Source organism: Pseudomonas kilonensis (genome assembly GCF_001269885.1).
Classification (GTDB): domain Bacteria; phylum Pseudomonadota; class Gammaproteobacteria; order Pseudomonadales; family Pseudomonadaceae; genus Aquipseudomonas; species Aquipseudomonas kilonensis.
In genome coordinates this window covers 224,069-243,489 of the sequence record NZ_LHVH01000017.1, presented here as the reverse complement: position 1 = coordinate 243,489, position 19,421 = coordinate 224,069, and the positions used below count along the sequence as shown (strand labels likewise).

The window sequence follows — 19,421 nt, the reverse complement described above, 5'->3', positions numbered from 1 at the left end:
TTACAAAGGTGAACCCATGAGTTCGTCAACGCCACCGTCCAACACCGCCAAGCTGGACCGCATCCTCGCCGATGCCCAGCGCGACCGGGAGATGGGCTACCGCGACAAAGCCCTGAAAATGTACCCCCATGTCTGTGGCCGCTGCGCCCGTGAGTTTTCCGGCAAGCGCCTGAGCGAACTGACCGTTCACCACCGCGACCACAACCACGACAACAACCCGCAGGACGGTTCCAACTGGGAACTGCTGTGCCTGTACTGCCACGACAACGAACACTCGCGTTACACCGACCAGCAATATTTCGGCGACGGCTCCCTGAGCACCCCGAAAATCGCCAAGGCGACCCACAACCCCTTCGCCGCACTGGCCGGGTTGATGAAGAAAGACGAGTAATTAGCCGTTGTGACGAGCGGGTTTACCTTGCGCCGCAAAGTGTTGCTCCACAGATAAAATCCCCTCACTCGACTGTGGAGCGGCTGCCTGGGCCGCTTTCATGGCCCCGCTGACAAATCTGCAATGCCCCCGTCAGGTCGCTGACAGCTTCGCACCTTTAGCATGCCCGCTACTTCCCTCATTTGCAGGTGAAGTAAGCCAAGGTTGATGAATATCAATCTGCCAAAGCCCTCCCTGCCTATTCTGTGGTTATCGGTGGCGGTGGCTCGCCTGGCCTGAAGGAGCGACAGCATGAACACTCATCAACCCCCAGCGGGCGCAACGCCATTCTGGCGGAGCAAGACCGGCATTGTCTTGATCATGTTGTTGGCCATCGGCCTCTTCTATCTGGCGCGAGAACACTTCAGCCACATCGCGGCGAATTGGCCGTACCTGATTCTCCTGATATGTCCCTTGATGCATATCTTCGGACACGGACACGGCCATGGCGGTCATGGACGACATGGCCAACCACCCGTCAACCGCAGGGATCAGGAAGGCCCCTAGCCATGCCCGACACTCCAGCGCACCTTCACCACAGTGCTTCAGCACCCAACGGCGACATGGCGACTGAATACACTTGCCCCATGCACCCGGAAATACGCCAATCCGGCCCCGGCACCTGCCCCAAGTGTGGCATGACGCTGGAGCCGGTGATGCCCGCGCTGGAAGAAGAGGACAATCCAGAACTCAAGGACTTCACCCGCCGCTTCTGGTGGTCACTGCCGTTGACGGTCATCGTCACGGTGCTCGCCATGGCGGGGCACGCCTTGTCGCTGTTTCACGGTGAAACGCAAAATCTCGTCGAGTTTTTCCTGGCCACGCCAGTGGTCCTGTGGGCAGGCTGGCCGTTTTTTGTGCGGGCAGTGGCCTCTGTTCGCCAGCGTAGCCCGAACATGTGGACCCTGATTGGCCTGGGTACCGCGGCGGCCTATCTCTACAGTGTCGCCGCCACGTTTTGGCCGGGAGGATTTCCCGCCACGTTCATGCAAGAGGGGCGGATCGGCGTCTACTTTGAAGCCGCCGCGGTGATCATCTCCCTGACTTTGCTGGGGCAGATGCTGGAGCTCAAGGCTCGCTCGCAGACGTCGGCCGCCATCAAGTCGCTGCTGGGGCTGTCCCCCAAAACCGCGCGCAGGATCAATGCCGATGGCCAGGAACAAGACATCCCTCTGACCCACGTCCATCAGGGTGACCACCTGCGGATCAGGCCCGGTGAAAAGGTCCCGGTCGATGGTACGGTGCTAGAAGGTGAAAGCGCTGTTGACGAGTCGATGCTCACCGGCGAGCCGGTTCCGGTGATCAAACGCGCCGGAGACAACCTGATCGGCGCCACGATCAACACCCACGGTAGCTTGGTGATGACGGCGCAGAAGGTCGGCGCCGAGACCGTCCTGGCGCAAATTGTTCAGATGGTCGCCCGGGCCCAGCGCTCGAAAGCGCCTATGCAGCGCATGGCCGACGTGATCGCTGGCTATTTCGTCATGGGCGTGATTGCCATCGCCGTACTGACCTTTTTCGGCTGGGGGCTGTTAGGTCCCGAACCTGGCTGGGTCTTCGGGCTGATCAATGCCGTCGCCGTGCTGATCATTGCCTGCCCCTGTGCGCTGGGGCTCGCCACCCCCATGTCGATCATGGTGTCCACCGGCAAGGCTGCCAGCCTGGGCGTGCTTTTCCGGGACGCCAGCGCCATCGAGAATTTGTGCAGGATCGACACGCTAATCGTCGATAAGACCGGCACCCTGACCGAAGGGCGCCCGGCCTTTCACAGCGTGAAAGCCACCCAGGGCTTCGACGACCGCCAGGTGCTGCTGTTGGCCGCCAGCCTCGACCAGGGCAGCGAACATCCCCTGGCCCACGCCATCGTCGATCACGCACGAGCCGAGCATCTTGAACTGATCAAGCCGGCTTCATTTGAATCCGGCAGCGGCATCGGTGTCAGTGGCCAGGTGGACGGCAAACAGGTCCACTTGGGCAATACCGCCCTGATGAACGCCGCCAGCATCAGCGTCAGCCCACTGCAACAACAGGCCGAGCAGCTACGCGCGCAAGGCATCAGCATTATCTACATGGCAGTCGACGGTGTGCTGGCCGGGCTGCTGGCCGTCTCGGACCCGATCAAGCCAACCTCCAGGGAAGCGGTCAGCCAGCTCAAGGCTCACAACATAAAAATCATCATGGCCACCGGCGACGGCCTCACCACTGCACGCGCCGTGGCCAGGGAGATGGGCATTGAAGAGGTCCATGGGGAAGTCAAACCCGAGGACAAGGAACGTCTGGTGGCGGACCTGCAGCGCGATGGCCGCCAGGTCGCGATGGCGGGTGACGGAATAAACGATGCTCCCGCCCTGGCTCGGGCGAACGTAGGCATTGCCATGGGTACAGGCACGGACGTGGCGATGAACAGCGCCCAACTGACCTTGGTAAAAGGCGATTTGATGGGGATCTTGCGGGCCCGCACCCTTTCGGTGGCAACCGTTAGAAACATGCGCCAGAACCTCGGCTTTGCCTTCCTCTATAACTCGATGGGTATTCCGTTGGCTGCCGGCCTGCTGTATCCCCTGACCGGTCACCTGCTCTCGCCCATGATTGCCGCCATCGCCATGAGCGTGAGTTCGGCGTCGGTGGTGTTCAATGCCTTGCGGTTGCGTAACACGCCAGCACAATAATCCGCGCAAAAAACAGGCGCCACCAGGGCGCCTGACCGTCTCAAAACCAAAGGAGAACAAACGAGACGGTAATCAGCCGCCATTCGGACAGTTATCACCCAGGAGTCTATATTCCACGGTTTTGAGCTTGCCGTTCGAGTCTTCGTAAGTCATGCGCGACGGCCCGACACCACAGCTTTTATTGGCCGGTGTAATGCCCACCACTTTTTTTACATCGAGTTTCATGCCGTATTCGTAATGAACGATTTCGGCGACAGCTTTGCCGTTTTCGGCGGCGTATCGCGCCATGGCTTGTTGATTGTTCTGGATCATCTGGCCATAAACCCGGTCACCTCCGCCTTCCGCCAAGGCAAGGGAAGAAAGGGACAGGATCGAAACGGCGAGCAAGGCATCAAGGGTCTTCATGAGGAACTCCGGCAGTCATTTGTCAGGCAAACCATAACGACTGGTGCCTTTCACGACGCTGGCGGGGACGTTACCGATTGGTCAGGTTCGTGAACAGGTAACCGACCATCAGCCCCCACAAGTCCAATGTGGGAGCGAGCTTGCTCGCGATGGCGATCAAACAAACACCACACATCTCGAACCTGACCACCCTCCCCCATTCCCCGTATAATCGCGCCTTTTCCCCAAAGGCACCCCGCCCGTGGCCAACAAACGCTATAGCTGCATCGGTCTGTTCAACCCCAAGTCACCGGAAAACGTCGGTTCGGTCATGCGTGCCGCCGGCTGCTACGGCGTGGCGTCGGTGTTCTACACCGGCAAGCGCTATGAGCGTGCCGCCGACTTCGTCACCGACACCAAGAAAGTCCACTACGACATCCCGCTGATCGGTATCGACGACCTGAAGAAAATCCTGCCCCTGGGCTGTGTGCCGGTGGCCGTGGAACTGGTGGAAGGTGCTCGCCCGCTGCCCGAATACACCCACCCGGACCGGGCGCTGTATATCTTCGGCCCGGAAGACGGCTCGCTCGACAAGGACATTCGCGACTGGTGTGAGGACGTGGTGTACATCCCCACCACCGGTTGCATGAACCTGGCCGCCACCGTCAACGTCGTGCTGTATGACCGCATGGCCAAAGGCAACAACACCCGCTCAGGGCCGCAATTCCGCTGATCGGTGCGCAATTGGATTGAACAAGGCAAGCGCTCGGGCAGTCAGCTTTATACCAATCCCCACACTGGAGACAGATCATGAGCGATAACAATCCGTTCGAGCCGATTGAGACCACCCCTTTCCAATCCCATCCACCACAAAACGTGCAGGGTTGGGAACGCATTGGCTCACTGGCCGGCGGTGTGCTGATGATGGGCAAGGGTTTGCGCCGTGGCGGTGTGGTCGGCCTGGCTCAACTGGCGATCGGCGGCATGGCGCTGGCACGGGGGATCACCGGGCATTGTTCGGCCAAGAGCCTGCTGGAAAAGAATCGCCAGAACCTGAACAGCGCCCGCGCCCGCATCGAGCAGGCCGGTGACGAACTGAGCCGCTTGAAAGCCAATGCCGAGGCGGCGACCGGCACGGCTACGGTGACGGGGAATGATTCGTTGGATTCGCCCAAAGTTGGGCTCTGATTTTTGCAGTGCCGCTGATGGCCTCATCGCGGGCAAGCCTTGCTCCCACAGATACGATGCAATACCTGTGGGAGCAAGGCTTGCCCGCGATAGCGGTATTACTGAAGTAACCGGCTATCGAGCACAGTAGAAGCCCCACCCAGGACACTTTCACTGAGTTGCACAAACTCCTCGGTATCCACTGTCTCCAGTCGCATCGCCGCCTGCAACACATCATCCAGCGAACGCTTGTTACGGGTTTTCAGGCGAATCTCGCGGTCCAGCTCCTGCAACAGCAACACCGCCTTGGCCACCGCCGCCGAGCTGATCTGTTCGCCGCGCAAGGTGGTGATGCCCTTGCTGTCGCGGGCGAGCCGGTCGTTCAAGGTCTGATAGCGCTCATCACTCAGGCCGCCGGCGCGGCGCAGCAGTTCGATGGCGTAGTACTCGGTCAGCCCCTCGCTGATCCAGTCGCTGCGATCATGATCATTGACCCGGGCCAGCGCCTGCACCAACTCCCGCAACAACGGGCTACTGCCCCGCTCGCTGACCAGCGGCGGACGGCTGTGCAGGTAGATCGAGTCATGACCGGCCTCGGCGCCACGCCACAACGGGTCACCGGCGCCGACAATCAGCAACTTGGCCGGATGACGCGGCACCAGCGCTTGCACCTGCGGCCAGACGAACGTCAGCAATGTCAGCACATCCATCCGGCGCATGCCCTGGCCCTGGGGCGAGGCCACCGTCACTTCAGTTTCGCCCAGGCGTGTGCGGCGGCTGCCCAGTTTGCCGGCGAGCATCCAGCCCGTGGGGCGGTCGAACAGGCGCGAGGGATTGTCGATGCGAAAGCGTTGCTTGCCGATGCGCGGCCAGGGGGTCTCGATGCTTTTCCAGCCGTCGGGCAATTCAACCTCAAGACGGGCCACCAGTTCGACGCCGTCCTGCTGGTCGAGCGTGGCCGACGGCACCAGGTCGTCGCCGCGCAGCAACGCCCATGTCGGGGTCATGCGGGTTTCGAAGGTGGCGTTCTTGCGCGCATGGCTGATGCGTACGCGGTAGCTCAGGCTGGCCTTGTCGGCGGCCGGGCGCCAGACACCTCGCGCCTCCTTGCCGGGAGTGAGTTGCCATTGACCGTCGGCCTTGAAATCGCTGTAGCGACTGCCGTCGCCGAGGTCGAAATCCAGGCTGCGCACCGCAGAACCACGGGCCAGGGTCAGGCGCACCTCGGCCTGATCGCTCTGGGGCAACAGGTGCACGTGATAATCCAGATCGACTTTCTGCGCCGCCCACAGCGGCGCGCACACCGCCAGCAGCCCCGCCGCCAGCATCCGTTTCAATCCTGCAGCCATGGGGTCTCCCTGGTGGTGCGCCGCCCGGCGGTTCAGCCGGCGCGGAAAATCAGATGATCTTCCCAATCGTCTTCCGGCACGCTGCCTTCGGCCAGCATGCGCCCGGACTGGGAAATACGTTCGTGGTGCACGGCATCGCGATCACCGCAGACCAAGTGGTGCCACAACGGCAAGTCCTTACCCTCGCTGACCAGCCGATAACCGCATGTCGGCGGCAGCCACTTGAACTCATCGGCCTTGCCCGGCGTGAGCTGGATGCAATCGGGGACAAAATCGCGGCGGTTGGGATAGTCGGTGCACTGGCAGGTTTTCAGGTCCAGCAGTTTGCAGGCGATACGTGTGTAGTAGACGCTGTTGTCGTCTTCGTCTTCGAGCTTTTGCAGGCAGCACAGGCCACAGCCATCGCACAGCGATTCCCACTCCTGCAGGTCGAGCTGATCGAGGGTTTTGCGTTTCCAGAACGGTTCGACTTTGGCGGCCATGGCTCAAGCATCAACATCAGGTGGTGAAAAGGCCGACAGTCTAGTGCCCGGGCCTCTTCAGGCCAAGCATTGGCGACTGTCGGTAGGCCGGGACTTGTCAGGCCGGGCGGCGGGACGTAGGTTGTTTCATTGACTTTCCAAACCCCACCCAGGTAAGCCCATGAGTGCCAATCCCCGCATTGCCGATTACGCGATTCACCCTCAATTCATCGAGCGCTGGTCGCCCCGTGCCTTTACCGGCGAGACCCTTGCCGAAGAAACCCTGCTGGGCTTCTTCGAAGCTGCACGCTGGGCGCCGTCGGCGTACAACTCCCAGCCGTGGCGTTTTCTGTATGCGCGCCGCGACACGCCGAATTGGGAGCGTTTCCTGGGTCTGCTCAATGAATTCAACCGCGGTTGGGCCCAACACGCCTCGGCACTGGTGATCATTGTTTCGAAAACCACCTTCGCCGTGCCCGGCGCCACCGAAGAAACCCCAGCGCAGTCCCACACCTTCGATACGGGTGCGGCCTGGGGCCACCTGGCGCTGCAAGCCAGCCTCAGCGGCTGGCATACCCACGGTATGGCCGGTTTCGACCAGGAACTGACCCGCAAGGAACTGAAGATCCCGGAAGGCTACGCCCTGCACGCCGCCGTGGCGATTGGCAAGCTGGGGGACAAATCGACACTGGCCGAGTACCTCCAGGCCCGCGAAACCCCAAGCCCGCGCCGGCCGTTGAGCGAACTGGTGGCAGAAGGCGATTTCACCCTGTAACCCAACCACTGAAGATTCCCCTGTGGGAGCGGGCTTGCTCGCGAAAGCGGTGTGTCAGTTAACGATTATGTTGGCTGAAACGCCGCCTTCGCGAGCAAGCCCGCTCCCACAGTTCGATAGGGGTTAGCTTCAGTAGCCCCGGGTGAAGTCCACTTCCCCGCGCAGTGCTTCGCCCGCCTGGTAGGCCCGCAGGTTTTCCAGGAACAGCTGCACCATCATCGGTGGCGAGGTCGGTGCCGAGCTGTGGCCGGTCAGCAGCAGGCCCCAGGCGGTCCAGAAGGGGTGGCGCTGCGGCAGCGGCTCCTGGCGGCAGACGTCGATCACCGCACCGGCCAGGTGCCCGTCCTTCAGGGCCTGCACCAGGTCCGCATCCACCACCGCTACGCCGCGACCGACGTTGATGAACAACCCGGTCGGCTTGAATTGCTTGAACAGCGCCGCGTCGTACACATCATGGGTATCGGGGGTGTTGGGCAGCAAATTGATCACGTAATCCGCCTCGCCCACCAGGCGCGGCAGATCCTTCAGCGCCCCGACCTCGAGGAACGGCGCCAATGCCCGCGCCTCGCGGGCCACGCCATACAGCTGCACACCAAATGGCACGAGGAACTGCGCCACACGCTGGCCAATGTCACCGGTCCCGACGATCAACACCTTGCGCCCGGCCAGGCCTTGCCCCTGGCGGTTGTCCCACTTGCGCTCGACCTGGCTGACCAAGCGTGCCAGCACCTCACGCTCATGGCCGAGCATGTAGGTCAGCACGTATTCAGCCATCACCTGGCCGAAAATGCCCACCGCACGGGTCAGACGGTAATTGCGCGTCAAGCCCTCGGCCAGCAACGGCGTGATGCCCGCCCAAGTCGATTGCAGCCAGCTGGGTCTATGGCCTTGACGCAACAGGGTGGCCAGCAGATCAGGCTGACCGAGCCAGACCGGGCAATCGGTGGCCAGGCGCGACAGTTCGGCTGAGTCGCCGCTGGTCAGCACTTCAATATCGGGTGCCGCCTGACGCAAAAGCTGGGCGTACACCGGGTGGTCGTGTTCGGCAATCAGAACGCGCATGAATCAAACCTTTCAAAAACAGTGCGGACAACCGCCGACAGAGTGTCGCTCCATCCAGGCGGTCATCGCCAATAAACTATTCCAGTGTGTTTCAAGAGCCCCCAGGACAGGGGGCCCAGGGAATCGTCAGATCGGGTCGTTGCGGCGTAGCAACTCTTCAGGCAAATGCTCGATGTACTCATCTTCGGCCGGCGGCATTTGCAAGTGATAGCCCTGGGTGTCGAGGTTTTCCAGCACTTTGTTGATGTCTTCCCGGGACAGCGCCCGCTCGGGGCTCAGCACCAGGTCGAAGGCATGAATCGCCTTGCCAAAGGCGGCCATCAACGGCTCAGGTACACGCTCCAAGGCATCGCTCTTGAGCACATACAGATACATCTCGTTTTTCTTCGAGCTTCGGTAGATGGAGCAGATACGTTTCAAGGCTGTTCTCCTACAGTGGCCAGGCTGTCGAGCAGCGCCTGGCCCATCAATTCGCGGCGCCAGCCACGCAGCGAATCAGGCAATTGGTAAGGGCCCTCGGGGAAGCCGCTCTTGATCAGCGCTTCGAGGGTTTTCTTGCGCAGCATCAGCTCCGGGGCAATTTCCAGGCGCTCGGCTTCTGCCTGCCCCAGCGCCCGCAGACGCTTGACCAGGGCCGCGGCCTCGATGGGCAACGGCTCGGCCACCGCCGGCGGCCATTGCTCGGGCGGCACGCTCGCCGCGCGCTGGATCAGGTCCAGCAGAAACTGGCCGTCCTGGCGCACGGTGCGCGGGTGCATGTCTTCGATCTTCGCCAGCGCGCCGAGGTTATCCGGCTGGGTGCGGGCCAGGGGCCACAGCGAATGCTCGCGGATGATGCGATTGCGCGGCAGGTCACGGGCCCGCGCCTCGTGTTCGCGCCAGGCGCACAGCTCGCGCAGCACGGCCAATTGGGCGCGGGACAGTTTCCAGGCGAGCTTGGCCTCGCGATAGACCTCGTACGGGTCGACTTCGCGACGCAGGTTGGCCACCAGTTCGGCGCCGTCCTCCAGGACCCAGCGGTATTTTTCATCGGAAAGCTTCGGGCGCAGCAGTACGAAAACTTCTGCCAGGTGCACGGCATCCTCTGCCGCGTAGCTGATCTGTGTCTCGGACAGGGGCCGTTGCAACCAGTCGGAACGGGTCTCGCCCTTGGGCAACTCGATACCCAGCACTTCCTGCACCAGCCGCGAATAGCCCATGGAGAAACCCAGGTTCAGGTAGGCGGCGGCCAGTTGAGTATCGAACAGCGGCGCAGGCAGGCTGCCAGTCAGGCGCAACAGCACTTCAAGGTCTTCGCTGCAGGCGTGCAACACCTTGAGCACCGCCGGGTTTTCCAGCAGTGCGGCCAAGGGTTGCCAATTGTCGATGGTCAAGGGGTCGATCAGGTAGGCACGCTTGCCGTCGCCGATCTGCAATAAACCAGCAATAGGGTAAAAGGTGTCGACCCGCATGAATTCGGTGTCGAGGGCGACGAATGGCAACTGCTGCCACTCGGCGCAAAACTGACCGAGGCTATCGTTGTCGCGAATCCAGTGAATATCGATGGCCACACGGCTCTCCCTTGAAGAATGGCGCGCAGTATATATCGCCGCCGGCGATTGCGAGCATCCATAGAGCAGTAGCCTAAGAGAAATCGCCTACGAAAAAGCAAGAATAGTCCTACATCAGGACTTAACCGGTCTTACGTAATACATAAACACGCGTCAGCGCAAAACCGGGCAGGAAATCCTGATACCACAGTATGCTGAAACCGGCCTGAAGAAACTCGGCTTCGACATCGGCCTTGTCGGCCAGGCTTCGTTGCGGCGCCTGGCCGATCTTGAGGCGTCCTTCGATATGCACCGAAACGATCACCGTGTCGCGACTGACCCGATGGAACTCACGCAACAACGCCAGGCGATGCTCGCTGGCGCTGACGTGGCGAAACAGTTGCAAACAGAAAATACAATCCACCGCGTTCGCCGACAGCCCGATCGTGAACGCCGAACTCGGGAAAGTCTTGACCCGTTGAAGCCACGCGCCGCCATGGTGGGTGAGCGCATGTTCGAGCATGTCCGGCGACGGGTCCGCCGCCAGGATCACCCGGTTCGCATGCTCGGCCAGCACCGGCCAGAACCGCCCCGCCCCACAGGCCACATCCAGCACCAACCCGGGCTCGCCCGCCACCTTCAGGGCGTTGCGCACCATTTGCTCGTCGCGCCAGAACGCCAGGCGCAAGCGTCGAGGCGCCGGCCGGCAGCAGACCTGCGCATGTTCCTGATCATGCTGCCTGGCGAACTCAAGCTCGACGGCGGATGGGGGTAGCCCGGACATACCAACGGCTCTTGGTAAAGATGGGATGACAGGTTAAACAACCTCGCGTGAAAAAAAGGTCCACGCCATCACTCCCGCGCCAGGACACCGTCAATCACCGCGCCGCGACAGTTGGCGAACAGGTCCAGGTCCCGGTTGTAGACGTGGCTGTTGACTTCCAGCAGCCCGAGCATCGAGTGAAACAGGTTGTCCTGGCTCAAGGGCTTTTCCCGGCTCAGTTGCAGGCAATGGGTGTCAACCGAGAAAGACTTCTGATAGCTGTCGGAAAACCAGGCCAGCATCGCCACGTGCTTCTGTTGCTCCGGGGCGAGCATGTAGGGCGTGCCATGGAGAAACAGGTTGTATTCGCCCAGGGACTCGCCATGGTCCGACAGATACAGCATGGCCGTGTCGACCTTGTCCTGGTTGGCCCGCAGCAGATCGATCAGGGTCGACAGCACATGATCGGTGTACACCAGCGTGTTGTCGTAGCCGTTGACGATGCTCTCGCGGCTGCAATTGTTCAGCGCGTTGCTTTCGCACACCGGGGTGAAATGCTCGTATTCCTTGGGATAGCGCTTGAAATATTCCGGCCCGTGGCTGCCCATCTGGTGCAGCACCAGCACGGTGTCCTTGTCGAGCGTGTCGATGAAATGCTGCAGCCCCTGGAGCAGGATCTCGTCGCGGCACTCACTGTTGGCACACAGGGCCGGATCCTTGAGATTGCTGACATCCTGCAGCGTGACCCGATCACAGGTGCCCTTGCAGCCGGACTGGTTGTCCCGCCAGATCACCTCCAGCCCGGCGCGCTTGAGCACATCCAGCAAACCCTCTTCATTCCTGGCCATGCTGGCGTCGTAGTTCTTGCGCCCCATGTTGGAAAACATGCAGGGCACCGACACGGCGGTTTCAGTGCCGCAGGAATGCACGTCGGTGAAGGCGATCAGGCCGGCCTCTTTGTCCAGTGTCGGCGTGGTATCGCGGTTATAACCAAGGATGCCGAAGTTCTCGGCCCGGGCACTCTCGCCCACCACCAGTACGGTCAGGGATTTGCGTCCGTGGGTTTGCCAGGCGGGGTTGCGACTCGCGTCCTCGCCCAGTGTGATAAACGGCTGCTTGGCCGACGCGATCTGCTCACGCAAATAGCCGAGCGACGCACCGATGTAGTTGCTCGGCACGACCATCAAGCGCAACTCGTGGTGGTTGCGAAACAATGAAGACAGGCCTTGGTAGTTGACCAAGGCGACCATACCAATCACTGCCGCCGAGGCCACGCCGACCAACAACTTACTTAATAATTCTTTGGGCCAGCGACGGTAGTTGATCGGTGTCTTGAACAATAACCAGCAAGGCAAGGCACCCAACAACCCGATATAAACAAATAACTTCAGCGACAACAGATCACGAACTTCCGTAGCATTGGTTTCAGCAAAGTTGCGCAACATGCCAGCGTCGATCAATACGCCGTATTGAGCCATGAAATACGCCACGCCAGCGCTGATCAGGAACAACAGCATCAGCACGGGCTTGAGCAGCGAACGGAAAGCCACGAGCGTCAGCACCAGGTTGAACGCGCAGAAAATCATCAGGCCAAACGCCACGCACATCAGTAGACCCTGCGCGTCAGCCGTGGTGATCGCCAGCAAGTGTTGCCAGAGCACGATGTTGAAGCCCACTAATAAAAAGGCACTGGCAGCCAGCGTCACCCACTCGGGGCGCACGGCTTTAGTAGTCAGCATGATGATTGACGGCTTCCTGAAAGTTGCTCTTTAAAAAGAAGGGCCGCAGGAAACGTGTGAAAAGATCGTTCCCTACGGCAACACAAACTTTAGGTAGCCCACCATCAATTTTTCGTGAAAAAGTTGCCACTAAATAATTATTTAAAAAACCCGCCGCCAGCCGGTTTCAAGCTTGATTCAGATACCAGCGCCAATCCTGCTCCCCGACTTCCCCCATGAATTGACGGTACTCGGCGCGCTTGACCGCCAGATAAACGCCAAGAAACTCATCGCCAAACGCTTCTCGCGCCCAGGCCGATGCCTCAAGGGCACGCAGGGTGGTGAGCCAGTCAGTGGGCAGCAACTCGGTCGCTTGGGCGTAGCCGTTGCCTTCGACAGGTTTCCCGGGATCGCACTGTTCACGGATACCGCGATGAATGCCGGCCAATATCGCCGCCGCCGCCAGGTAAGGGTTGGCATCAGCGCCGCAGATACGATGCTCGATGTGGCGCGAGAACGCCGGACCGCCGGGCACCCTCAGGCTCACGGTACGGTTGTCCACGCCCCAGGTCGCCGCCAGCGGTGCGTAGCTGTTGCTTTGGAATCGCCGGTAGGAGTTGGCGTTCGGACAAAACATCAACAGCGAATCGAGCAAGGTGTCGAGCATCCCACCCACTGCCTGGCGCAACAGCGGCGTGCCGTCGGCGGCTTCACTGGCAAACAGGTTGTGGCCATCGCGGTCCGCCAGGCTGACATGCATGTGCATGCCAGAGCCCGCCAAGTGATCGAACGGCTTGGCCATGAAGCACGCCTGCATGCCGTGCTTGTGGGCCACACCCTTGACCAGGCGCTTGTAGCGCACCGCTTCATCCATGGCTTGCAAGGCATCGCTGCGGTGTTCAAGGGTGATCTCCACTTGCCCCGGTGCGTATTCGGAAATGGCGGTCCGGGCCGGAATGCCTTGCAGCTTGCACGCAGCGTACAAGTCGGCCAGGAACGGCTCGATCTGCTCCAGCTCGCGCAAACCGTAGACCTGGGTGGCACGCGGTCGGCCACCGTCGGCGTCCCGCGCCGGCTGTGGCCGACCGTGGCTGTCGCGTTGCGCGTCCAGCAGATAGAACTCCAGCTCCGCCGCCATCACCGGGTAATAACCGTCGGCCTGCAAGGCCTCGATCACCTGGCTGAGCAAATAACGCGGATCGGCGATTGTCGCCGGCATGCCCTCCTGGGGATGCATGCTGACCTGCACGGCGGCCGTGGGCATCAATCGCCACGGCATGCGCTGCAAGCTGCCGCTGAGGGGATAGGCACGGCAATCGATGTCACCGACGTCCCACACCAGTCCGGAATTTTCCACATCATCGCCATTGACGGTCAGCCCGAGAATTGTACTGGGCAGTGGCCGACCACTTTCGAAGACCGCCAGCAGCTCGTCCCGATGCAACAACTTGCCCCGGGGCACACCGTTATTGTCGAGGATGAACAGTTCGAACAGTTCGATATCGGGGTTCTGGGCAAGGAACGCCTCGGCGTGTTGCACGGGTGCGAAAGAAATCTTGGCAAGGCTCATGAGAAGGCTCGTATTTCCATGTCGGACGGGCGACAAGGCGCCGTCAGTCTGTGCTCGCCATTGCGCGAGCACCGTGAGTGATCAACAGGTAATACGAATATCTGGAGGACGGGCGTGACGGCAATGCCAGAGCGCCCAAAAGGCCAGCTCGGAGGGCAACGCACTGAGGGTTGGGGCCATGGCAGGCGTGAACCTGCCGACCGGATCGACCGCGGCAGATGAAGGGTATTGGAATGCCAGGGGCCAACCGTCCATGAGCGCATCACAGGAAACACATCGGGCAAGCGTCCCACGACCCCCTGGGAGGTTAAACCTGGATTTGATGGAGCTTGGATCGCAGCGAACTAAACATAGATAAACCAAACAGTCGTTGATCGACACGTCGTGTTCCCTACATTATCTGTCCCGTTCCCGACCATGAAAGCGCCTGCCTGGCATTCTCTTGGCACGTTCGTTCCGTTAGGATCGTCAGCCTGGTTTGCGCAAAATCCGCGCAAGGAGCACAGCGAGAGACAGAACGGATGCTGAACAGTAACTCCCTCAGAAAGCTCGACATGCAAGACCTCATGGTGTTTAGCGCCGTGTACGAGCAAAGCAGTGTCACCGGCGTGTCCGAGGCATTGTGCGTCAGTCAGTCAACCGTCAGTTATTGCCTCAAGAAACTGCGAACCTGTTTCGAAGACGAGCTATTCATCAACACCCGCACCGGCATGCGCCCCACCTATAAGGCCGAGGGCATGTACGATCACGTGCGCGCCATTTTACAAAGCATCAACCTGTGCCATGCCGGAACGCCAACTTTTGATCCGACGCGGCAAGCCATTACCTTCAATATTTGCGCACCGGAATATTTCGAACAACTGATCCTGCCGCCACTGCTGCGAGGCTTCGATTATGCCAATCTGCCGGTGGCGGTGAACGTGCACAAGCTCGAAGCCGACATTCCCGCCGAAGAATTACGCGACGGCAGCCTCGACCTGGTGATCTGCTTCGGCCCGAACTTCCACAGCAACCATGCCGATTTCAAATCCCGGCAGTTGCTGGAGGAGGACCTGGTTTGTGTCGTGGATAAACGGGCAACGCCACTTGAGCCGCAACTGAGCCTTCAGTCTTTCGTACGGCGCCGACACGTGTTTCCGACGCCTTGGACGTCAGCGACCAACATGGTGGACGGTTGGCTGTCGCAGCAGGCGCATCAACGCCAGATTGCCGCTCGCGCCAATAGCTACGGCGCCGCACTGAAGATGATCACCGGCACCGACTTCATCCTCACCCTGCCCCGCCGCATCCAGAAACTGCTGGCCAACGAGGCGATTTTCAATCACCACGAAGTGCCCCAGGGCCTGCCGGGGTTTACCTTGAACATGCAGTGGAGCCTGGCCGTCGATCAGGACAGTGCCAACGCCTGGCTACGCGAACAGATCATCAAGGCCTGCACCGTCCGCGACACCTGATCGTCATTGACCGATCAAGGCCTTGGCATACGGGCCTCGATCGATGTCGAGGATTTCCACGCACAGTTGCACGCTAACGTCGGCCGGCCATGGCCCCAGTTCCTGGATCACGGCCAGCAGGTTATCGGCCAGTTGTTTCTTGATTTCCGGCGAGCGGCCGCTCAGCAAGGCCAGCTTCACGTGCACGAAGCCCCGTTCGCCCAGCCCCGTGCCCACCCGGAAAGTCTCGAGCTTCACGGCACGGCTCTTGATGTCCAGCTCGGCGGCGAATTGACCGGAGGCCACCAGCGCATTGTTCAGGCGCAACAGTGCGACATCGGCCTTCAGCTCGGGCAGGTTGGCGGTGTACTCCATGTGCAGGTGAGGCATGTGTTCGACTCCGATTCGAAAATATGACGAGGTGGTTTCAGCCGCCACAACCTTACCTCGACTTTATTCTTTGGGGCAGGTTTTGTTTCGTCGTTTCACGGGCTCAAGGTTGCGCCGAGACAACGTGCTCGCCCATGAACGCCTCCAGCCGCGATCGCAACCAGCGTTCGGCCGGGTCACTGTCGACATGGCTCAGCCAGACCATGGACAAATCCAGGGTCGGGGTCTTGAAAGGAAAGGGTTCGTTGAACAGTTGGCCCGAGGCGGCCATGGCGACGGCGGTATAGTCCGGCAGGCTGGCGATCAGGTCAGTGCCGGCCAACAACGCCGGCAATGCGCTGTATTGCGGCACCGACAGCACGACCTGGCGCGTGCGTCCGATCTCGGCCAGCCATTCATCGGCAAACCCGGCGACGTTCGCGGTATGGGACACCAGCACATGAGGCCGGGCGCAGTACTCGTCCAGGGTCAGTGGTGTGTCCGATGCATCGGCGCGCAACACGCGGGGCTGGATGTGTCGCAACAATTTGCGCTTGGCGTTGGCCGGCAGACCGCGCGTCTGGCTGATGCCCACGGTGATGTCGCCCGATGCCAGCAGATCGGGGATGCGCCAGTAATCGACGTGCTGGACCACGAACACGATGTGCGGCGCCTCTTGCCGCAGGCTGCTCAACAGGGGCGGCAGCAGGCCGAACTCGACGTCGTCCGACAGGCCGATACGAAACGTCATGGTACTGCTGGTGGGGTCGAAATCGTGGGTCAGGCTCAAAGCCACCGACAGCGAATCGAGCGCCGGTGATAGGTGCCGGATGATTTCCTCGGCCCGGGCCGTCGGCTCCATGCGGTGGCCGACGCGAATGAACAGCGGGTCGTTGAACATCTTGCGCAACCGATTGAGAGCCGAACTGATGGTCGGTTGGCCCAGGAACAGTTTTTCCGCCACCCGCGTCACGTTACGCTCAAGCATCAGCGTTTCGAAAACCACCATCAGGTTGATGTCGGCCTTGCGCAATTCGTTGCGGTTCATTCACTGCCCTCGATCCCTTGATTGGCTGCAGTGTAGAAACGCCAAGGGTTGCGCGTCTATGCGCAAAAGGGCTCACTTCCCGATCGCGTGTTCTCATGCCCGCAATATTCGATAACCATTGGAAACGAATTTCCCGTAGCCAAAACCTCCCACTTGGCTAGGCTGGCAGCCACATGTCCAACGCATGTCTTGACTGAATGAATCGCAGGGAGCGAACCGATGTATTTTGAAATCTATCGACAGACCCGAGGCACCCCGAGCACCGGAAAAGGCCAATGGCGCTGGCGCTTGAGAGCCGGCAACCACGAAACGATCGCCAGTGGCGAATCCTATGTGAACAAGAGTGACTGCCTTCACGTCATCGGGCTGATCAAGAATGTCCAGGGTGAAACGCCTGTGAAGGAGATCTAACAGCGCCGCGTAGGCTCTGTAGGAGCTGGCGAAGCCTGCGATCTCTTGATCTTGATCTTTCGCCTGAGATTCAAGTGTCTGGGAAAAGATCGCAGCCTCGTTGCACTCGACAGCTCCTACACAGCGTCTATGGGCGCAGCCTTGCGGGAGCAATCTCCAGCACAGGTTCAGCTTTTTTGCTGTGACGAAGGTCATCCGGCAGGTAGGGTATGCGGACAAAAGCAGGAGGCTGGTGCAATGACTCGATCAATCCATAATCGCGACTGGCTGGTACGGGCGCCCGAATCGAGGAAAATGGAACGCATCGAGGCCTATTTCAGCGGGCATGGCTACACCACCCATCGCCACGACACCTACGCCATCGGAATCACACTTTCCGGCGTGCAGAGCTTCAACTATCGCCACAGCAAACGCCACAGCCAGCCCGGCGGCACCGTCGTCCTGCACCCGGACGAGGTGCACGACGGCGAAGCCGGGACGAGCGAGGGTTTTCGCTACCGGATGCTCTACATAGAACCGTCGTTGATCCAGCAAGTGCTGGGCGGCAAGCCATTGCCCTTCATCGAAGGAGGATTATCCAGCGACCCGCGCCTCAACATCGCCACCCGTCGGCTCCTGAAAGGCCTGGATCATCCCCTCGATCCGCTGGAGGAAGAGGACGCCATCTACGATGTGGCCCAGGCACTCGACATCGCAGCCGGCAGCCGGCGTGGACGGCGGCTGATCGACTACCCGGCGGCGGAGCGTGCCCGCCTGTTCATCCATGATGCCCTCCACAAGGCGATCACACTGGACGACCTGGTGCAGGCCAGCGGCAGGGACCGATGGAGCCTGTCCCGGGATTTCCGGGCACTTTACGGCACCAGCCCCTATCGCTACATCACCCAGCGCCGCTTGAACGAAGCCCGGCGCCTGGTATTGCATGGCATGCCGTTGAGCGAAGTAGCCCTGGCCTGTGGTTTTTTCGATCAGAGCCACATGACCCGACTGCACACCCAGGCCTTCGGTATTTCACCGGCACGCTGGCTGAAAATGCTGCGCTGAAGGCAGAGGCTGCGCACGGCAAAAAGCTGCACGATCATCCAATACGCACCCAGGCTCCGACAGTAAGGTACAGCTCACCACCCACCTGAGGAGCATGCCTCGATGACCCACTACGCCCCCATCAACTTCGCTCAGAAATACGCACTGTTCCACGAACAATGGGCACCGAAAGTCGTGGCCGAAATGAATGACTACCAATTCAAGATCGTCCGGCTCGAAGGCGAATTCATCTGGCACACCCACGCCGACACCGATGAAACCTTCATCGTGCTGGAGGGCGAGTTGCGTATCGACTTTCCCGACGGTGCGGTGACCATAGGGCCGGGCGAAATGTACGTGGTCAAAAAAGGTGTCGAGCACAAGCCCAGCGCCGCACACGAAGTGAAACTGCTGCTGATCGAACCACGTGGCGTCCTCAATACCGGCGAACAAACCAATGAGCGAACGGCGGTGAATGATGTGTGGATCTGACTGAGCCAGGCTCAATCGTATTCAGCTTCCTGGTGATCGCCCAACAACCGCCGCTGACGAGGTGTCGCGGCCGCCAGGACAGCAGGGTTGAACTGCCAGTGCAGATAGGGTGAGAACTTCTGCGCGACCATCCGCCGGCCGTAGTGCACCTGGAGCATGTACCGCGTACGGTCGACGGTGCGGTTGTCGTTGCCGGCGTGCCATAACTCACTGCGCAAGATCAGCACATCGCCGGCCTGGCACAGCACCGGCTGCGCGGGGCGCCCTTGCCATTGTGTTTCGCCCTTCACTGGCGCGCGGCCGGCCTTGTGGCTGCCAGGAATCACCTGCGTCGGGCTCAAGTCGGCGTCGATGTCATCCAGGTAGAACTGCGCGGTAAACACCTGCATGGGCAGGTCGAAAGCCGGGTCGTCCAACAGCGTTGGCGGCAATGCCATCGCCAGGTAATCCAGGTGCAACGGTGCCCCTGCGAAACCGGGATGGCAGCGCCAGGCCGTTTGGCCAATGACATGGCAATCATCGCCCAGGGCCGCCTCGGCCAGCTCGATCACCCCGGCCACCTCCAGGAACGGCAGCCAGAATGGACCGCGATTGAACACACATTTGTAATGATCGATGACGCCGCTGTAGTCCCAATGCCGGGGCTTCAACTGGTCGATGGCATGGCGCAGGTCGGCGATCTGCCGGGCATCCAACACACCGGGCATCAGGACGAAACCGTCCTGATGCAGGGCTTGCAAATGGTCGTCAGTAGACACGACACCACCT

22 protein-coding genes are annotated in these 19,421 nt (G+C 60.6%); 10 read left to right on the top strand and 12 right to left on the bottom strand.

The annotated features are described in order from the left end of the window. The first annotated feature begins 16 nt into the window (after positions 1-16). From AD662_RS07725 to AD662_RS07710, 3 genes are all read left to right on the top strand, one after another. A complete protein-coding gene (locus tag AD662_RS07725) occupies positions 17-391 on the top strand; it encodes a YajD family HNH nuclease (protein ID WP_003184246.1) in 375 nt (124 codons plus the stop codon). A 291-nt stretch (positions 392-682) separates the two neighbouring features. Beyond that, positions 683-937 carry a DUF2933 domain-containing protein gene (locus tag AD662_RS07715; RefSeq protein WP_053186432.1) on the top strand — a complete coding sequence of 85 codons (255 nt, stop codon included), beginning with the start codon at positions 683-685 and terminating at the stop codon, positions 935-937. 2 nt (positions 938-939) lie between these two features. Then, on the top strand, positions 940-3,099 hold the full coding sequence (locus AD662_RS07710) for a copper-transporting P-type ATPase (protein ID WP_139213076.1): 2,160 nt from the start codon (positions 940-942) through the stop codon (positions 3,097-3,099). A gap of 72 nt (positions 3,100-3,171) precedes the next feature. On the opposite strand, the gene AD662_RS07705 is transcribed toward AD662_RS07710, so the two are convergent. Further along, positions 3,172-3,504, bottom strand: a complete 333-nt coding sequence (locus AD662_RS07705; protein ID WP_053186427.1) for a DUF2790 domain-containing protein — start codon at positions 3,502-3,504, stop codon at positions 3,172-3,174. 241 nt (positions 3,505-3,745) lie between these two features. Here AD662_RS07705 and AD662_RS07700 point away from each other — a divergent pair, with 241 nt between their 5' ends. Further along, a complete protein-coding gene (locus AD662_RS07700; RefSeq protein ID WP_003198862.1) occupies positions 3,746-4,216 on the top strand; it encodes an RNA methyltransferase in 471 nt (156 codons plus the stop codon). A gap of 77 nt (positions 4,217-4,293) precedes the next feature. Further along, complete coding sequence (locus AD662_RS07695) at positions 4,294-4,671, top strand: YgaP family membrane protein (protein WP_018607528.1); 378 nt, start codon at positions 4,294-4,296, stop codon at positions 4,669-4,671. A gap of 98 nt (positions 4,672-4,769) precedes the next feature. Here AD662_RS07695 and AD662_RS07690 read toward each other — a convergent pair whose 3' ends face one another. Further along, entirely contained in the window at positions 4,770-5,999 is a 1,230-nt protein-coding gene (locus AD662_RS07690) for a hypothetical protein (RefSeq protein ID WP_053186425.1), read from the bottom strand. A gap of 32 nt (positions 6,000-6,031) precedes the next feature. Beyond that, positions 6,032-6,481, bottom strand: coding sequence for a YcgN family cysteine cluster protein (locus tag AD662_RS07685; RefSeq protein WP_018607524.1), 450 nt, complete (start codon positions 6,479-6,481; stop codon positions 6,032-6,034). 160 nt (positions 6,482-6,641) lie between these two features. On the opposite strand from AD662_RS07685, the gene AD662_RS07680 reads away from it, so the two are divergent. Next, complete coding sequence (locus AD662_RS07680; RefSeq protein ID WP_053186423.1) at positions 6,642-7,235, top strand: nitroreductase family protein; 594 nt, start codon at positions 6,642-6,644, stop codon at positions 7,233-7,235. 129 nt (positions 7,236-7,364) lie between these two features. Here the strand turns inward: AD662_RS07680 and AD662_RS07675 are convergent, their stop codons facing one another. From AD662_RS07675 to AD662_RS07650, 6 genes are all read right to left on the bottom strand, one after another. Continuing rightward, entirely contained in the window at positions 7,365-8,297 is a 933-nt protein-coding gene (locus tag AD662_RS07675; RefSeq protein ID WP_018607520.1) for a D-2-hydroxyacid dehydrogenase, read from the bottom strand. A gap of 126 nt (positions 8,298-8,423) precedes the next feature. After that, entirely contained in the window at positions 8,424-8,717 is a 294-nt protein-coding gene (locus tag AD662_RS07670; RefSeq protein ID WP_014337057.1) for a YcgL domain-containing protein, read from the bottom strand. Next, positions 8,714-9,847: a ribonuclease D gene (gene rnd / locus AD662_RS07665; protein WP_014337056.1), complete on the bottom strand. Its 1,134-nt coding sequence runs from the start codon at positions 9,845-9,847 to the stop codon at positions 8,714-8,716. The genes AD662_RS07670 and rnd overlap by 4 nt, the downstream gene beginning before the upstream one ends. Positions 9,848-9,968: 121 nt before the next feature. Further along, positions 9,969-10,610: a class I SAM-dependent methyltransferase gene (locus tag AD662_RS07660; protein WP_053186421.1), complete on the bottom strand. Its 642-nt coding sequence runs from the start codon at positions 10,608-10,610 to the stop codon at positions 9,969-9,971. Between the two features lie 68 nt (positions 10,611-10,678). Beyond that, the gene (locus tag AD662_RS07655) at positions 10,679-12,328 is read right to left on the bottom strand and encodes a phosphoethanolamine transferase (protein WP_053186417.1); all 1,650 of its coding nucleotides are present in this window, start codon (positions 12,326-12,328) and stop codon (positions 10,679-10,681) included. Positions 12,329-12,494: 166 nt separating this feature from the next. Next, on the bottom strand, positions 12,495-13,862 hold the full coding sequence (locus tag AD662_RS07650; RefSeq protein WP_162493991.1) for a glutamine synthetase family protein: 1,368 nt from the start codon (positions 13,860-13,862) through the stop codon (positions 12,495-12,497). Between the two features lie 536 nt (positions 13,863-14,398). Between AD662_RS07650 and AD662_RS07645 the strand changes: the two genes are divergently transcribed. Beyond that, entirely contained in the window at positions 14,399-15,331 is a 933-nt protein-coding gene (locus tag AD662_RS07645; protein ID WP_053178438.1) for a LysR family transcriptional regulator, read from the top strand. A gap of 3 nt (positions 15,332-15,334) precedes the next feature. Here AD662_RS07645 and AD662_RS07640 read toward each other — a convergent pair whose 3' ends face one another. Both AD662_RS07640 and AD662_RS07635 read right to left on the bottom strand, forming a co-directional pair. Further along, on the bottom strand, positions 15,335-15,700 hold the full coding sequence (locus tag AD662_RS07640) for a 5-carboxymethyl-2-hydroxymuconate Delta-isomerase (protein ID WP_018606819.1): 366 nt from the start codon (positions 15,698-15,700) through the stop codon (positions 15,335-15,337). Between the two features lie 103 nt (positions 15,701-15,803). Beyond that, positions 15,804-16,727, bottom strand: coding sequence for a LysR family transcriptional regulator (locus tag AD662_RS07635; protein ID WP_018606821.1), 924 nt, complete (start codon positions 16,725-16,727; stop codon positions 15,804-15,806). A 219-nt stretch (positions 16,728-16,946) separates the two neighbouring features. Here AD662_RS07635 and AD662_RS07630 point away from each other — a divergent pair, with 219 nt between their 5' ends. The 3 genes from AD662_RS07630 to AD662_RS07620 all read left to right on the top strand — a co-directional run bounded on the left by AD662_RS07630 (position 16,947) and on the right by AD662_RS07620 (position 18,653). Further along, entirely contained in the window at positions 16,947-17,138 is a 192-nt protein-coding gene (locus AD662_RS07630) for a YegP family protein (RefSeq protein ID WP_014337049.1), read from the top strand. A gap of 237 nt (positions 17,139-17,375) precedes the next feature. Further along, positions 17,376-18,182 (top strand): AraC family transcriptional regulator, encoded by an 807-nt coding sequence (locus tag AD662_RS07625; RefSeq protein WP_053178437.1) that lies wholly within the window; start codon positions 17,376-17,378, stop codon positions 18,180-18,182. A 102-nt stretch (positions 18,183-18,284) separates the two neighbouring features. After that, positions 18,285-18,653: a cupin domain-containing protein gene (locus AD662_RS07620; protein WP_053178436.1), complete on the top strand. Its 369-nt coding sequence runs from the start codon at positions 18,285-18,287 to the stop codon at positions 18,651-18,653. 11 nt (positions 18,654-18,664) lie between these two features. Here the strand turns inward: AD662_RS07620 and AD662_RS07615 are convergent, their stop codons facing one another. Beyond that, positions 18,665-19,411 carry a phytanoyl-CoA dioxygenase family protein gene (locus AD662_RS07615; RefSeq protein ID WP_053186412.1) on the bottom strand — a complete coding sequence of 249 codons (747 nt, stop codon included), beginning with the start codon at positions 19,409-19,411 and terminating at the stop codon, positions 18,665-18,667. Positions 19,412-19,421 lie beyond the last annotated feature (10 nt).